19 protein-coding genes are annotated in these 16,021 nt (G+C 37.2%); 18 read left to right on the top strand and 1 reads right to left on the bottom strand.

All coding sequences use genetic code 11. The annotated features are described in order from the left end of the window. The first annotated feature begins 124 nt into the window (after positions 1-124). The 12 genes from pnuC to ACIP9C_RS06530 all read left to right on the top strand — a co-directional run bounded on the left by pnuC (position 125) and on the right by ACIP9C_RS06530 (position 9,330). Positions 125-805: a nicotinamide riboside transporter PnuC gene (pnuC, locus tag ACIP9C_RS06585; RefSeq protein WP_401009352.1), complete on the top strand. Its 681-nt coding sequence runs from the start codon at positions 125-127 to the stop codon at positions 803-805. Continuing rightward, entirely contained in the window at positions 802-1,812 is a 1,011-nt protein-coding gene (locus ACIP9C_RS06580) for an AAA family ATPase (RefSeq protein ID WP_401009351.1), read from the top strand. The genes pnuC and ACIP9C_RS06580 overlap by 4 nt, the downstream gene beginning before the upstream one ends. Positions 1,813-1,838: 26 nt before the next feature. Next, positions 1,839-2,726 (top strand): NUDIX hydrolase, encoded by an 888-nt coding sequence (locus ACIP9C_RS06575; RefSeq protein WP_401009350.1) that lies wholly within the window; start codon positions 1,839-1,841, stop codon positions 2,724-2,726. 2 nt (positions 2,727-2,728) lie between these two features. Then, positions 2,729-3,286, top strand: coding sequence for a riboflavin biosynthesis intermediates N-glycosidase (locus ACIP9C_RS06570; protein ID WP_401009349.1), 558 nt, complete (start codon positions 2,729-2,731; stop codon positions 3,284-3,286). A 64-nt stretch (positions 3,287-3,350) separates the two neighbouring features. Then, entirely contained in the window at positions 3,351-3,626 is a 276-nt protein-coding gene (locus tag ACIP9C_RS06565; protein WP_401009348.1) for a hypothetical protein, read from the top strand. Positions 3,627-3,760: 134 nt separating this feature from the next. Further along, a complete protein-coding gene (locus ACIP9C_RS06560) occupies positions 3,761-4,186 on the top strand; it encodes a DUF6508 domain-containing protein (protein WP_401009347.1) in 426 nt (141 codons plus the stop codon). Next, positions 4,173-4,481: a hypothetical protein gene (locus ACIP9C_RS06555; RefSeq protein WP_401009346.1), complete on the top strand. Its 309-nt coding sequence runs from the start codon at positions 4,173-4,175 to the stop codon at positions 4,479-4,481. Before ACIP9C_RS06560 ends, ACIP9C_RS06555 begins: the two co-directional genes overlap by 14 nt. A 79-nt stretch (positions 4,482-4,560) precedes the next feature. Next, on the top strand, positions 4,561-4,824 hold the full coding sequence (locus ACIP9C_RS06550; protein WP_401009345.1) for a hypothetical protein: 264 nt from the start codon (positions 4,561-4,563) through the stop codon (positions 4,822-4,824). Positions 4,825-4,896: 72 nt separating this feature from the next. Continuing rightward, positions 4,897-5,277, top strand: coding sequence for an Imm10 family immunity protein (locus tag ACIP9C_RS06545; protein WP_401009344.1), 381 nt, complete (start codon positions 4,897-4,899; stop codon positions 5,275-5,277). A 310-nt stretch (positions 5,278-5,587) separates the two neighbouring features. Continuing rightward, positions 5,588-6,643 carry an ankyrin repeat domain-containing protein gene (locus ACIP9C_RS06540; protein WP_401009343.1) on the top strand — a complete coding sequence of 352 codons (1,056 nt, stop codon included), beginning with the start codon at positions 5,588-5,590 and terminating at the stop codon, positions 6,641-6,643. 60 nt (positions 6,644-6,703) lie between these two features. Next, on the top strand, positions 6,704-7,732 hold the full coding sequence (locus ACIP9C_RS06535) for a hypothetical protein (RefSeq protein ID WP_401009342.1): 1,029 nt from the start codon (positions 6,704-6,706) through the stop codon (positions 7,730-7,732). Between the two features lie 392 nt (positions 7,733-8,124). Then, the gene (locus tag ACIP9C_RS06530; RefSeq protein ID WP_401009341.1) at positions 8,125-9,330 is read left to right on the top strand and encodes a YwqG family protein; all 1,206 of its coding nucleotides are present in this window, start codon (positions 8,125-8,127) and stop codon (positions 9,328-9,330) included. A gap of 97 nt (positions 9,331-9,427) precedes the next feature. Here ACIP9C_RS06530 and ACIP9C_RS06525 read toward each other — a convergent pair whose 3' ends face one another. Next, a complete protein-coding gene (locus ACIP9C_RS06525; protein WP_401009340.1) occupies positions 9,428-10,810 on the bottom strand; it encodes an SMI1/KNR4 family protein in 1,383 nt (460 codons plus the stop codon). 294 nt (positions 10,811-11,104) lie between these two features. Between ACIP9C_RS06525 and ACIP9C_RS06520 the strand changes: the two genes are divergently transcribed. The 6 genes from ACIP9C_RS06520 to ACIP9C_RS06495 all read left to right on the top strand — a co-directional run bounded on the left by ACIP9C_RS06520 (position 11,105) and on the right by ACIP9C_RS06495 (position 16,020). Next, positions 11,105-11,332 carry a hypothetical protein gene (locus ACIP9C_RS06520; RefSeq protein ID WP_401009339.1) on the top strand — a complete coding sequence of 76 codons (228 nt, stop codon included), beginning with the start codon at positions 11,105-11,107 and terminating at the stop codon, positions 11,330-11,332. Between the two features lie 189 nt (positions 11,333-11,521). After that, positions 11,522-12,340 (top strand): MerR family transcriptional regulator, encoded by an 819-nt coding sequence (locus ACIP9C_RS06515; protein WP_401009338.1) that lies wholly within the window; start codon positions 11,522-11,524, stop codon positions 12,338-12,340. Between the two features lie 62 nt (positions 12,341-12,402). After that, positions 12,403-13,074: a DUF554 domain-containing protein gene (locus tag ACIP9C_RS06510; protein ID WP_401009337.1), complete on the top strand. Its 672-nt coding sequence runs from the start codon at positions 12,403-12,405 to the stop codon at positions 13,072-13,074. A gap of 337 nt (positions 13,075-13,411) precedes the next feature. After that, entirely contained in the window at positions 13,412-14,080 is a 669-nt protein-coding gene (locus ACIP9C_RS06505; protein ID WP_401009336.1) for a GntR family transcriptional regulator, read from the top strand. Then, on the top strand, positions 14,064-14,735 hold the full coding sequence (locus tag ACIP9C_RS06500) for a DUF2848 family protein (protein WP_401009335.1): 672 nt from the start codon (positions 14,064-14,066) through the stop codon (positions 14,733-14,735). Before ACIP9C_RS06505 ends, ACIP9C_RS06500 begins: the two co-directional genes overlap by 17 nt. 16 nt (positions 14,736-14,751) lie before the next feature. Beyond that, positions 14,752-16,020 carry an MFS transporter gene (locus tag ACIP9C_RS06495; protein WP_401009334.1) on the top strand — a complete coding sequence of 423 codons (1,269 nt, stop codon included), beginning with the start codon at positions 14,752-14,754 and terminating at the stop codon, positions 16,018-16,020. Position 16,021 lies beyond the last annotated feature (1 nt).

Genomic DNA, 16,021 nt, shown 5'->3' with positions numbered 1-16,021 from the left:
ATTTACTTGACCCTCGTAAGATTTTCTGTTAATTTTGATAGTAACAAAATGTTATTAACAAATTGATACTAAGAAGAATTGTTTGTTCACTCTATGAACGAGTGGGAAAGCGGAGGGATGCAAGATGAAGAAGATGGCGGGTAGCTGGAATCTTTTTGAAATTACATGGTTAGTGCTGTTTACCTCAATCGCTGTCGGGTTTACGGTAATTTCAAAGGATTCTTTATTTGGATTTACAGTTTTTATTACCGGTGTGTTATGCGTGGTGCTTGCGGCGAAGGGGAACCTCATGAGTTATGTTTTCGGTATGTACAATACAGTTGGTTACACTTATTTGGCCTTTATTAATGGTTTGTTTGGAGAGGTGATGTTGAATCTGCTATTTTTCGTTCCAATGAATGTCATTGGCTTTTACATGTGGAAAAATAACCGCCAAGAAGACGGTAAGCTAGTCATGCGACAGATGAATCTAAGCGGTTTATTTCTCGTTGTAATGGTCAGTGTCATTGGCTGTTTGCTACTTGGATTGGGGCTTTCGTTCATTCCAGGTCAGAATTCGCCATACATCGATGCTACGACGACCGTGCTGTCCATTGTGGCAACCATTTTAATGGTTCGAAGATTCAAGGAACAATGGCTGGTCTATATTATGCTAAATCTCTTCACAGTGTTATTATGGGCGATTCGTATGCTGGATGGTAGCGGCGAAGGCTTACTGATGATTGTGATGTGGAGCGCGTATCTAGTCAACGCGGTTTATGGGTACTATACTTGGAATAAAGTGGTTAAGGAGGTGGCGGTATGAAAACACTAGGACTAACATTGGGGAAGTTTGCCCCGCTGCATAAAGGACATCAGTTGATGATCGAAACAGCACTACAAGAGGTTGATGAATTGATTGTAGTCATTTACGAAACAACGGTCAGCCCGATTCCGCTTCATATACGAGCAAATTGGATTCGCAAGCTTTATCCGCAAGTCCGTGTCATCGAAGCTTGGGATGGTCCGGACGGCTATTCGGATGATAGAGAGCATGAGATTCGAGAAGAACAGTATATACTCGGTTTGCTGGACGGAGAGCAAGTAACGCATTTTTACTCAAGCGAGTTTTACGGCGAGCATATGAGTCTCGCTTTGGGTGCGGTAGATCGACGTGTAGATGAAGCGCGCGAGCTAGTTCCAATTTCCGCGACGATGGTCCGTTCCAATCCATATAAGTACAGGAAGTTCGTAAGTGATATTGTGTACAGGGATTTAATCACGAAAGTCGTCTTTGTAGGCGCAATGTCGACGGGAAAATCGACAATCACAGAAGAGCTGGCACGGCGATATGGCACGACGTTCGCAAGCGAATATGGACGCGATTATTGGACTGAGCATCAGGTGGATCGCCGAATCAACTTAGAAGCGTTCGATGAAATTGCGGTGGGTCATATCGAGCGTGAAGAACAGGCATTGCTTGCGGCGAATCGCTATCTTTTTGTCGATACGAATGCGATTACGACGTATATGTTCGCTCTAGACTACCACGGGCGGGCTCCTGAGTTGTTAACACGGATTGCTTTGGAAAACGCGCAGCGCTACAATTTGTTCTTCCTGTGCGATGACGATATACCTTACGATGATACATGGGACCGCAGTGGAGATCAGAAGCGGCAGATTTTTCATAAACAGATTATTGCGGATTTAAAGGAGCGACGCATTCCTTATATTACGCTGCGGGGTAGCCTGGAGGAACGTATGCACAAGGTTGACGAGGTGCTAGCGAAGTTTGAGCCCTTTGGAAACTATTTCGGAGAGATGAATGGTTAACTTATTAAAATAGGAGGCGAACCCAATTGGATTTGTTAGATAAAGATGGGCTTACGGAACGAGAATTTTTACAGCAGTACAGTGCAGGAGATTACGAGCGGCCTTCATTGACGACGGATATGGTTATTTTCACTGTGACAGAAGAGGAGGCTGACAGTTATCGCAAACTGCCAGAAAAAGAGTTACGCGTTTTGCTTATTTGCCGGGCAGGGCACCCTTACTTAGGCAAATGGGCTCTACCAGGAGGCTTTGTCCGTTCGAATGAGACGACTGAGCAGGCAGCAGTAAGAGAACTATGCGAGGAAACAGGCGTGGAAGACGTTTATTTGGAGCAGCTATATACGTTCAGTGATATTGGGCGTGATCCAAGAACCTGGGTGATAAGTTGCAGCTATATGGCTTTAATCAATAGCGACAAGTTAGAGCTTAAGGCGGGAGATGATGCAGCAGACGCCGCCTGGTTCAAGGTATCCTATCGACCGCTACGGGAAGAAAAAGAGCTGATTGAGGACGGATACATTAAGAAGATGGAGTACGAACTCAAACTAAGCAGTGAAGAAGAAGAACTTTCGGCGGTTGTGGCGAGGACTATAACAGCGAAGACGACATCGACTGGGACAGATTATGAAATCGTATCGAATGACGGATTAGCATTCGACCATGCTAAAATCATCGCATGTGCTATTGAGCGATTGCGGGGAAAAGTAAATTATACCGATATTGCACTGCACTTGATGCCGAAGTTATTTACGCTAACGGAACTACAGCAAGTTTATGAGGTAGTGATGGATAAAGAGTTGTTGAAGGCGGCATTCCGACGTAAAGTGGTCGATCTTGTGTCGGAGACTGATCAATACACCGAAAATGCGGGGCATAGGCCATCTCGCCTGTATCGGAGAAATTGGGAGGATTAACGATGATTTACAATATAGATGAGTTGAAAAATGCATATAACGAGGGGAAGAAATTTAAATTCGTGTTTTTTTGGGGGCATACGCCGTCTAAGGACGGGCGTGTCGACAAAAGCTGCTTCAGCCAATGGTGGATGTGCCCGTTCACGGTAGAGGGAACGCAATACTCTTGCGCCGAGCAGTTTATGATGGCTGAGAAGGCAAGGTTGTTCGGTGATGCCGAAATGCTAGATTCTATCCTTCATGCTAAGCATCCGAAGGAGATGAAGGCTTTTGGACGCGCGGTTCGAAACTTTGACAAAGAAATTTGGGATAAGGAATGCTATGAGATTGTCAAAAGAGCCAGCTTGGCCAAATTTTCGCAAAATCCGAAGCTTGCTGATTATCTCAAATCGACGAAGAACCGCATACTTGTCGAGGCTAGCCCGCGGGACCATATTTGGGGGATCGGCATGGGTCAGTCCAATCCAGATGTGGAGAATCCAGTGAAATGGCGGGGCAATAATCTGCTTGGATTCGCGTTGACGGAAGCGCGAGACGAGTTGCTGCGGAGTGAGAAGTAAGATTTAAATCTTCTAAGTTCTAATAAATGGACATGAGGAATAAACGAAAGAATGAGTGATGACCTTGAGATACACAGAATATGTCCGTCTAAAAACAGGCAGATACCAATCTGTAGGAACATTTGGTGAAACTATTTATGCCTATGAGGTACTAACGGGGATAACTGACTCCCCAGAGTACCATCAGATTTCTAAGGATGAATTCGATTCATTTGAAACGTGGGCCCAAGAGAATATATCGGATCTTAAAAAAATGTATGAAATCATTAACCGCCCTGTTATTTGTAGCGGTTATTTGGGGAAAGAGGAATTGGATACGTCACTTTTTCGTGATTTATGAAAAACTAAGCTCCGACCACAAAGAGAATTTTTAGAATCGTGGATTTCTGAAGCTTCAATCATCTTCTTGAAGAATTCCATAAAGAAATAACTGAAAGCCATATTTTTTTAAATAGATTGATTGAGGTGAACCAGGTGTTACAACTGCCAGAAATAAAATATGAAGAGTTAAATAAGCTGGTTAAATTTCTTGATTTTTTTCAAAGACTAGACGCAATGACGAGTGAAAACGAAAAAAGAAATATGCTTGCATGTGAAGAAATTCGAGAATTCCACGATGAATTATGTAATACAGGGTTTCTCATTGTATTCGATTGGAAGAGTTGGTTGCATGAAAATGAAACTTATCAGCATATTGAAAATGATATAGAAGAGCATGTCATGAAAGCAGATTTAGCTACGCTTCGAAAATTGATGACCAGTTATATACGTGGAGATCGATTTACGGAAGGACTATTCCAAGGCGTAATTATAAATGGACATGTAACAAAGATACTAACAAGGCTTAGAGAGTTAATAGCAATGGAAGGCAATAGGAGGGACACAAATGAGTATCAGTAACTCTCAACAATGTAATTTAAATATATGGTATGACCTATCTGAAGAAGTATGGGATAAGGTAACGAATATATACGAGCGTATGCCAGGTTGGATAGGATATAAAAATGGTATTCCTTATTGGTTCGGACAGGAAGATGATGATGTTTTTATTATGGCATCAGTAGAACCAAGTGGGTTATCCTTTTTTGCACAGATGAATCAAGATGATTGGAGTTCTTGGATAGAGCGATTTAAAGTGGTAGCAACAAAAATATTAGGATTTGATGTCGGTGAACCTGAGGAAGGATTTATCTAATTATCGTAGTTAACAATGAAAATAACATATTGATAGATTTAATAAAAAGAAATGAGGGATAGCTATCAATAACAATATCATGAAAGAACATATTGAAGGGCTTTCAGAGAAATTGAAAGCTATATTACACAATGAATTATTGCTAGGGAATGTAATTACCGAGACTTGGGAAGGGTGGCCTCCTGATAGCATTGTTGTATTTTTGAAAGAGCCATTTAGGACAGATTTAAAAAAGATAGATAAAGAACTAGAGTATAGAGAAATTAATGATAGGCATTATTGGAAAGCAGAAATACATGATAGAAAGTCGAATCGTATATTGCTATGCGGATTTGATAATTAAGAATTAATAAATCTAGAAATATAGAGATAAACATTTTATCTAGGAAAATATCGGGGTGAAAGGGGTAATGACATGTCAATCTTACTAAAAGCCTCTTTTGTTTATTGTGGTATTGAGGATGAGACAATAGTAATTGGATTCGCAGATGATGAATTTGACACGAAGGACTATGTGTTATTTCAAAAGTCGTTATTTACTGATGACATACCCATTCTAAATAAGGTTCATATTACGCTTAATAGTGACAATAGAGCAGCATATGGAGGAATAGTAAGGATAATACTTAGCCAAAAATTAATTTCCATCATTTTATCAAAAGAGACTGCAAGTTCACTTGGCGTAGCTGATTCCATTGACATTGAGTATGATGTAGATAAAAAAGAATTTAATTCCTTAATAAGTCACTTTCATAAGCTGAATGTCGAGCAAGAAATGGTCATTGAAGTTAAGTAGATTCAAGCCTTCATTGAGCGAGTTTTGAATGTTATGAATGATGAAATGACAATGAAAGATAAAGTACTAAAGAACAGAGCCCTTCGTATGACCATCATATTTACGCCTCAGGCATGCTCCATCGATCCCTTATATTAAGGGAATCTCTCCATAAATATATTTATAACTATATAAGAGACTTGATGGTAGAGCTTCTCACCTTCGTAGGATGCTATATTTATGAGGGCAGGAAATAGTAGAAGAAATGAATGAGTGGTAAAATTTAGAGAATATGTAATTTTAAAATTTGAGGAAGGGAAATAAAACAACTATGAGCAAGAAGAAAAAGACCTTACCGAAAAATTTCGATGAACTAATTGAAGCAGGTGATATATTAGCATTAAAAGAGGTATTTATGAAATGCGAATTAAATGCTCGCGGCGGTTACAGCAAATCAACAGCCTTGAGCTTTTTCAATATACCGAATGAATTGGTTCACTGGCTTGTGGAACAGGGTGCTGATATAAATGCTAGTGATAGTTATGGAAGAACGCCGTTACATAAACATGCAATAAGTTCGAGCTGTACTACTGAAGTGCTAATTGATTTGGGTGCAGATATAGAAGCTAGTGATTATCAAGACGAGACACCTTTATTTGTCGCCGCAGGTTTTTGTAATCCAAATGCGGTTCACATATTGGTTGCCAAAGGGGCAAATATAAACGCAGAAAATAAGATGAAACAGACGCCTTTAGAAAAAGCTTTGGCAATATGTAAAAACATCGATATCGTCAACATGGCGAAAGTTGCCGATATTTTGCTTCATGCTGGAGTAACCGTAACGCAGGAAATGAAAAAATCTATTAAGCGAATTGGAACCGACTTTGAATTTCACAGAGAAGGCTTTAATAAAGAATATTTGAATCAAACAGATGAGGCACTTTTACATCTATATGAGCTATTTGATGTCCAACCAGTAGGGAAACGAAAGACTCACGATGGCGTCTCTCCAATAGAAGTAGTAACAGAGGGATGGCAAGCACAACATAATGAACTGTGGAGTTTATTAATTCCTTCACAAGGACATGCGAAAACTGTACAGGGTGAGGTTATCCGTATTACAGGTAAAGTATCATATGAAATTTTAGATAACGGCGGAATCAACTGGGATATTCAATATCGTAAAATGCTTAATAGCCTTAACCATTATTTTAGCTTGGGTACACCATTAAATGCTGCTGCACTTCAAGAGGCAGAAACATTAGTAAAGGAACTTCACAACGGCAACGGTAGTGATGAACCAGTGAGACTGTGCGAACTGGCAGTGCGCTGGGTACTCAGCAATTTGAATCCTATTACGTTAGAACAGCCCGACTATAAGCGATAACTTTAGTACGACGATGGTAGAAAATTAACATAAACGTATTTAAAGGGGATGCATTTCAGAATGAGTTATGATGTCCATGTTGGAAAGTTAATCAGTGGGAGAAGAAAATTGGAAGGTAGAGGGACGTATCTGCTTTGCACAACAGATCAAAGCATTCAGGAAATCTCGACATTTGGTCCCCATGAAGGAATATTCGTTAGCAGAAGCGATATTGAGAATGCGCTTTACGACTTCTGCAAATCTGCTATATCTAATTATATTGAAGAAGGAAGAAACAAGGATGTGTATACCTTCTCTATCTATACCGATAGCTATAACGGTAGTTATTTAGTGTACATGAATAATCAAGCTTCTTTAGACCACAATGTTGCTGATTGCTACGCAAATTATCAAGAAAGTTTCTCTAGAACTGGTGATGAAATCTATAATCAAACTAGAGAGCAGATATATAGTTCATGTAAATTTAGTGAAGGCGATTATCCCTTTATGTTTGAAGAAATGCCTGATTGCCTAGAAAGCTACCTTGAAATTTTTAGCTGTATTAGCCAAGAAACGCCCGAGTATTTAAGCAATGAGGAGAACTATATATTTGAGAAGACGATAATAGATTCGGAGCTCTTCTTAATCGCCATTGATGTTATTCATCGATTGGAGAACGACTTAAAACAATTGGACCGAACGGAGGACTTCATTGCCTACGTTTCAGCAGCGGATGGCGTTGGTGGTGATTATTTAACACTAAGCCAACTCGTAAGAAAATGTGTGCTCGAAGACCAATTGTATAAAGCAATGCCTGAATTAAAGATTAAAGACCATGAATTTCGGTCTGCTGTCGAAGCGCTACACCAACTCCCCCTTGTTCAGCAGATAAAACATTGGATCAATGTTATAGAAGGAGGAGAATTTGGTGAAGGTAGCATGAAAAGTTTCTGGAGAACAGATTATGAAGCCTATGAACAACTTGTTGAGCTTGGAGGTCAAGCCATCCCATATATTAAAGAATATTTGAACGGTGATCTTAAGAATGAGAGCAGGAATATTCTAAAGTTAGTATTAGAAAATCTGGACGAACAAGCTAATACCCGATAATACCGTTGCAAAATTGATTATGTAGGAAACAATGGATAGTCGAATAAACGATTCCGTAGAATGTAGGGATTATATTCATGAAGGAAACATATTAGTCTTTATTTTTTATCACCTTAAAGTATAGGGGAATTAATAGCACAAAGTTTAACAGACGAAGAAGGGAGACAAATTGAAAACTGATATTCAATTAAGTTTCCTCCAGATTTATTAAAGGTTCAGATCCTAGACCTATAAAATTTTAGGATGACTTGTTGGTTGAATTTGTCTTTCAAAAAAATCAAGGACTTAATAAAGGGGGGAATCCAAATATGACAGAACGAATACCATGTAAGATGGAAGGCTGCAGCGCAACAATTTTGCCGAGCACCGCAGCCAAAACAGGCGGAATCTGCATGCCCTGCCATCAAGAGCAGGAACGAAAAAAACAACAAGCATATATTGAGCAGCACCGAAAGACGGTCAATCTCTATGATGGATTAACAGATCGTATAGACATTCTCAAGGTGATGCATGCGCCGAGAAAGTATGAACCACTTATCCAGTATGTTTCGCATCCATTAAGCATGGAACAGATGTACTTATCATTATCAGACCAAGAAGCGGACTGTATGTTGAAATATGCATTGGAATTACTCGCTGTTAACAATGGAAGTGAAGCAGAAGATATATTATTATCTCTGGTGTGCTACCGAGATGATAATATATCAGATGCTTTGCCTGAGCTTATAGAGCGCGGCTTGTTTGATAACCCGATTCTTTATAAATATGCACCACAAGGCATACGAAATCTGCTTTTAGAGCAGGTGAAATGTGATGAAGACAATCGAAATCATCTCCTCCTAGTACTCAGCTGGATTGGTGATACTGTTGTTACAGAGCAGTTTCGGGAATGGCAAATGCAGCCACCAACATGGGCGGAGCAGTTGTTTGTAACGCCTGAAACGTACGCACTTGATGGAGGATGGGAGCTTACCCCAGACGGAAAGAAGCGTAATCTAATTAACCATTTATGTTATGCGATTAGGCAAGCAGACCAACAGTTGGATAATCTAAACGAAGACCATCATGCCCATTTTCTAGAGTCAAGCCATTCAACATGTCCATGGTGTAACAGGAAGTTAACGAAGTTGATGGACGTAGCTACCTCCCATCCTGCATTAAAATATCTACACTTGCAGATGGAGAACCTACAGGTCATAACCTGTGATGTTTGTGGAAGTTTTAGCACAATATACATGGAGTTGGACAATCATGGTGTGCCTGTTTGGAGCCGCCATAATCAAGAACCTGATTATCTCCCTGATATCGATGACCTAAGCAGTGAAGCGGAAACCGTACCTAGTTTAGTCCTTTCGCATGAACCGCAATCACCATATTATGCTGCTGTTTGGACGATGTCACAATTGGATTCGCAGATTGGCGGCCATCCAAGTTGGGTACAAGAGCCAGAGTATCCACTTTGTCCTTGTTGTGAACGAAGTATGCAGTATATCGGACAGATTGATTTTGCTGATTTCGACGAATATGCAGAAGGCATTTTTTATATGTTTATATGTCCAAAAGACAGAATAACAGCAACGGGATATCAGCAAAGTTGATTAACGTTCATGCTTTAAGGAATAAAGTAAACAAAAGAAGAAGAGACTGCTGTAAAAGCAGGCTCTTTTTATTATTAGGCATGAACCTAATCTGCAATTATGCATTTTTTAACGTATTAATTACTTCCTCTGTATAGGAATCAGTAAGGCGAATATTCCCGTGTTCCTGAACGATTCGACCTTCCTTCATTAGGTAATCAAGCCAATCCGTAATAAAGGCAGGGGCATACCCGCCTTGCCCAAATTCCCCGCCAAATGCGATGATGTCCTGATAAACTGATACATATTGATCGTAATTAGTGTTTGGATAAGACTTGGTATATAACCAAAACTGCACATCATACATATCATAGGATAATTCATCTGCATGAAAACTAAAATGGCCTTTCTCTTCGACAATTCGTGTACATAGGTTGCGAATTTTTTGTTCCACCTGAGCCACTTCAGATACCTGAGAGCACAACTCCTCTAGCAGAGGAGAAAATTTTCCGTGCGCTACTTTATCTAGTGCTTCTACTTTGTCCTCTTCAAAAGTATCGTATTGTTCTTCGCTCACTAAGCCTCTAATAAAGTCTTCAAAATTATCGGCAAGGAAGGTAATTTCATAATCATCTTCTTGATCGACATGAATAACTTCAGGTTCACCATTCCTACCGCAAGCTCGATAGTCTAACATTACGACATCATGACCGGCTGATGGACAATCGCAGATTACTACTCCAATGTCTGGATATCCCCATTCCTCAATCATAAACGGACTACCTAGATCTCCGCACAGGGAATAGCTTTTATCGCGTCCAATCCCCATGATACCGGTAATGGCAATATGATCCTCAGCCCAGGAAGTTGGCTCCTCTGTTGGAAAACAAGTGTTCCTCGGCACCCCACCATTTTGCTGCTTCATGAGATAAATATAAGAAGAGGGGAGCTTATAACCAAGTTCTTTTTCTATAGAATCAATGAGTTCGTCTGTAGGTGGCTCACATTGATAGGATGTTATTGCGTACTCGCTGTCATCCCAGAAATCAGTTAGAAACATGTCTGAAAAAGGAATCTTCTTCTCTACGGAGCCGCAACGCGCTAAGTAATCTTGCTTCTTTGCAAGCCGGAGTTCTTCTCTTTTCTGCTTCTTCGCTTTATGAGTACTCTGACTCAAAAAGTATTGTGTACTTTGTTCACCAGGCTTTAATTGATCAGACCTGCTGAAAGCTTGAGCTGCTTCATCATATCGGTTTAAATGATAAAGAGCAAAGCCCACCCGATAATGCCATAGAGAATCCTGTTTGCCAGCATCAGAAATTTTATCAAATTGATGGAGCGCTTCTTCATAAAGCCCCGAATTGTTATAGGCTCTAGCCAAAATGCTAATTAATTCATAGTCGCGCTCTTCTTCAGGAATTGCTAAAAGCGAATCGATAATTCGCTGATGTTCGTCTACTTCATGCCACTCATGCAATTGATTAATAAGCCTTTGTTCCATGTCTACCTCCAACTGATTATTTAATTAATAACTACATATGTTTCTAGTAGCCTCTACCTTAAAATAGTAACATCTATAAATGAAGGATTCTAGAATTTTCCTATAGGTTACAATTAAGCAGAAATTTAAGGGAATGAGTTTAATATTACATCGGACTCATACTTATTTTGCCTTGATACGTAATTGACTTACTCACTTTAACTACGAAGTGCCTTTTTATGATTCTTAAAATTTTTAGTTGATTACTTCATTCCCATTTGTCCCATGATATAGGTAGATGGGGGGTGTTGGCTTATGGATTATGAATATACAGTGAAGTTTCACTTCAACGAAAGTCGTGAAGAAGAATATAAAATCAAAAATAATATTGGACAAGAAACATTTGTAGAAGAAATTTTTAATGGGTTCAATGAAAAGTCCTGGTATTCATTTACTGAAACAGAAAATTATAAAACGATATTAATTAGTACAAAAGATGTTTATAAGGTATCGGTAGTACAAGATGTTGTAACCTTTGATTAATTTAATGAATTAAGCCACAACCATTTTTGGAGTGGCTTTTTATTATGATGAAGTTAGTCACCAGCAACGACAGGGAGTGATGTAGTACTACATTAGGCTAATCAGCTTTAGAAAAGTTATTTTTAGCGGGCTAATAGACATAATCGAGTATGATAGTGATAATATTAAGTTTTTTAAAAGGAGATTTAAATGAAAAATAGATTTTCAATTGGAGAAATGGCTAAGCTTCATAATACAACCATTAAAACTCTTAGATATTATGATGAAATTGACTTGTTAAAACCTGTACATACAGATAGCAACAACGGTTATAGATACTATTCGACGGAACAATTTGAACAAGTGAATACTATAAATTATTTAAAGGAATTAGGTCTTTCATTAAAGGAAATTAAAAGACATCTGGATCACAGGGATATCAACGGTTTTTTGCATCTTTTAGAGGAACAGCAACGATTAACTGAAGTAAAGATTAAAGAATTGGAACAAATTAACCGCAGATTTCAACATCGAATCAAGGATATAAAATTAGCACAAGAAATAAAGGAATTAGAAGTTCCATTCGTAAAGGAAATAAAAGAGAGAAAGATAGTAAGGTTAATGGAAAAAATTAGTTCAGAACCTCAACTGGAAGTTTCTCTGCGGCAGCTTGAGAATTCGTCCAATATGAATTCTTCTATATTTATTGGAGGAGTAGGTCTAACGATTAGTATTCGTAATCTATTGAATAACAAGTTCAATGAATATAACTCGATATTTATTTTAGTCGAGGAAAATGATATACAAAGTCCTTTAATAACAACTCTTTCAGAAGGAAAGTATGCGTGTATTTATTATAATGGAAATCATAACAATTCTCCTAAACATTATGAATCCTTGCTGAATTGTATAAAAGATAATGGCTTTCAAATTATTGGAGACTCCATTGAAAGGACAATCATTGACCATTATATTTCTGAAAGGAAAGAAGACTATCTGACAGAAATTCAAATACCAATAAAATGTTGACCCTCCCCATACAGGAGGGTTTATTTTTTACTTATGAACAATTTTCTAAAGGAGACATAACTATGTTTGGAACAATATTTAATACAATGATGATAATAATTGGAAGCATTGTCGGAAGCGTTTTTAAAAATGGGATAAAAGATGAATATCATAATATCCTTATGCAGGCTATGGGCTTAGCTGCTATGGGGTTAGGAATCAATGCACTCGTACAACATTTACCTTCCAGCAAATATCCGGTACTTTTTATAGTAAGTTTAGCTGTAGGGGGATTAATCGGCCAAAAACTTAATTTGGAATCAAAATTTAATGCTTTAGTTAATAAATATTCTAAAGGCAATTTAGCAGAAGGGTTATCGACTGCTATCTTATTATTTTGTATTGGCACATTATCTATATTAGGTCCGGTCGAGGCCGCGTTAAAGGGAGATTATACGTATTTACTTGCAAATGGTATATTAGATGGCATTACTTCAATTGTTTTAGCTACTACATTTGGTATTGGGATAGCTATATCAGGAATTGTGTTATTTGTATGGCAAGGTTCAATCTACCTAATTGCTATTTTAATGGGGAGCTCCATTAATAATGATCTTCTAAATGAATTGACTATTATAGGAGGTATATTGATATTAGCGTCAGGTTTAAGTATTTTGGGTATTAAAAAATTTAATACTTTAAATCTATTGCCAGCATTACTCATTCCTTTAATTGTATTTTTATTTATATATTAATGGCATTTATAATATTTGTAGAGGAATAAAAATGATTGATTTTTAGGTGAAAGGTACCTTAATTAAAAAAATAGATGTCAATTCTGCGATTTGATATAGAAAGAGTTATAATGCAGTGCCTCATAAATTTTTAGAGGCACTGCATTTTTATTTGAATAATTCATGTACGAGAATAGATTTTAATTTTTACAATTCAAGCTATAGATTGATTGTTCATCTTCATTTAAAATCGCAAAATAATATTTTGTTAATTCAAAAAGTACGTACAATTTTTAATTGACGGAATTTTTTGTTTGTAATATTATATGTGGTATACCACATACCAATAGGAGGAAAAATGAAAAAGATAGAGACAGTTATGCCGTTAAGAGATATTGCTTTTAGGGAAATTAAGAAATCAATTTTAAATTATGAACTTCTACCGGGACAACCAATCTATGAAAGAGAACTAAGTGAAAAATTAGGAATAAGTCGAACGCCTATAAGAGAATCTCTGTCTTTGTTAGAAAGGGAAAAGTGGATAATTTCAAAACCACGGGTTGGTACGTTTATTAAAGAAATTACAGAAGAAGATGTAATTGAAGTAATGGAAATACGAATGATTTTTGATCGTTTTGCACTTGAAAAAATATGTGGAAGTATTACTTTAGAACAAATAAATACTTTAGAAGAGTACGTTATAGAACAAGAAAAAAATAAAACAGACCACCAAAGATTTATTGAGTTGGATAAGGAGTTCCATTCTCAAATCGTTTTATTAACTAAAAATGAGCGATTAGAAAAATGGTTTGAGGAAATAGGAGATCAAATAAGATGGTTTGGGTTAAAAGCTATAACGGAAAAGTCTCGTATTGAGGAAACAATTTCTGAACATAAAGAAATTATTAAAGCTTTAAAATCACAAGATATAAATCAGATTTTGATAGCTTCAAATAACCATGTGGATAATACGAAAAAAGAACTTATTAATCAGTTAAGGAGCAATTTAAATGAAGATGGTAATTAATTTACACCTTATCAATGGTGAGGTTAAAAAACATGAAATTGAAATTAATAAAGTGATTGTTGTTGGCTATGGGGGAAGAAATATCGATAAAATTCAAGAACATATAGATGAATTACAAGAATTGGGGATTGCACCACCACCAAGTGTACCTATGATCTATCCACAAAATATTGAACAACTTAACTTTTCTAATGAATGTCATGGTAGCAAGTTTTCTTCTGGAGAGGCTGAATATGTATTATTCCATGATGGACAAGAATGGTTGTTTACCCTAGGTAGCGACCATACGGATAGAGAAGTCGAAAAAGAAAATATTTTAAAGTCTAAATTAATATGTGATAAACCGCTAGCATCTGATTTTTGGAGATTAGAGGATTTAAAAGAAGACTGGGATTCTATTATTTTACGTTCCTATGTTACTTCAAATAGTGAAAGATTTTTATATCAAGAAGACACTTTGGAAGCTCTTTTAGAGGTAGATACTTTACTAGAAAAACTAAACAAATTAGGGGAAAGAGATTTAGAACATACTGTTATTTATTCAGGTACTGTACCTACAAAAAATGGTTTTGTATTTGGAGAAAAATTTGAATACGAAGTTGAACAGCCGAAGTTAAACAGAAAAATTACACATCATTATTCGATAATCAATTAAGCAAGGGGGAGCTTTTTTGAAAGAAAAACCAACAAAAGTTAGATGGGGATTAGCATTCTTTTTCTTTATCATTGGTGTAATCGCTTACATGGATAGATCAAATATATCAATAATTGCAAAACCAATGATGGATGATTTAGGTTTAGATAAAGTACAGTTTGGTATGCTTGCATCATTATTCTCTTTAGGATATGCATTAGTACAAATTCCAGCAGGTCTACTGGCTGAAAAGTTTGGTCCAAGAAAAATGGTCACTTTTGCTCTTATATGGTGGTCAGTATTTACTGGTTTAACTGGTTTAGTTAAATCTCATGGTCTGTTGTATGCGGTGAGATTCTTATTTGGAGTAGGAGAAGGGCCAATGTTTCCGGCAAACGCGGTATTTAATACAAATTGGTTTAGACGAGATGAAAAGGCTAGAGCATCTAGTGCTTTATTAGCAGGTTCCTATTTTGGACCAGTTATAGCCCCTATCGTAACTGTATATATCTATCAATATTTTGGTTGGCAAGCTGTATTCTACATTTTTGGATTGGTAGGTATTATTATTGCGGGTGTATGGTGGGTTATAGCAAGAGACTATCCTGAAATTCATAAATTAGTTAATGAAAAAGAAAAAGAATATATATTAGAAGGCAGAGAAATTGTTAATACCACTAAAGCTAGAGCACCATGGAATACATTTTTGAAAAATTATAGATTTTGGGCAATAGGTTTGCAATATTTTGTTGTTTTGTATATCATTACATTCTTTTTAGTTTGGTTACCCACTTATTTACTAGAAGATAGAGGATTTTCACTAAGCAAGATGGGGTTTGCTGCAAGCCTACCTTGGTTAGCAATACTGATAACTGTAATGACTGGTGGTATTCTTTCTGACTACTTAGTACGTAAAGGTTTTTCAAAGCAAATATCAAGATCTTCTTTAGCTATATCAGGTTTAATCGTTTTCATTATTTCAATGTACTTGGCCGTTATGGCAGTATCGCCTTATATGAATGTTTTATGGTTATCATTATGCTTAGGTTCACTAGGATTCACAGTAGTGTGTTCATGGGCTTCTGCTACAGATTTAGGAAGAAACTTTTCTGGTTCTGTTTCAGGTTGGATGAATTTGTGGGGGAATTTAGGGGCATTCGTATCCCCATTGTTATGTGGTTGGTTAGCAGAAAAGTTTGGTTGGAATATCACATTAGGGGTGACTGTAATCCCAGTATTCATTGCAGCTATCTTATGGTTGTTTGTGAAACCAGATACTTCATTACTAAATTCACTTGAGGAGTGAG

Source organism: Lysinibacillus sp. NPDC093210, assembly GCF_044753985.1.
In the GTDB taxonomy this organism is placed as follows: domain Bacteria; phylum Bacillota; class Bacilli; order Bacillales_A; family Planococcaceae; genus Lysinibacillus.
The sequence above is the reverse complement of the archived record's forward strand: the minus strand, read 5'-3'. Positions and strand labels throughout refer to the sequence as shown.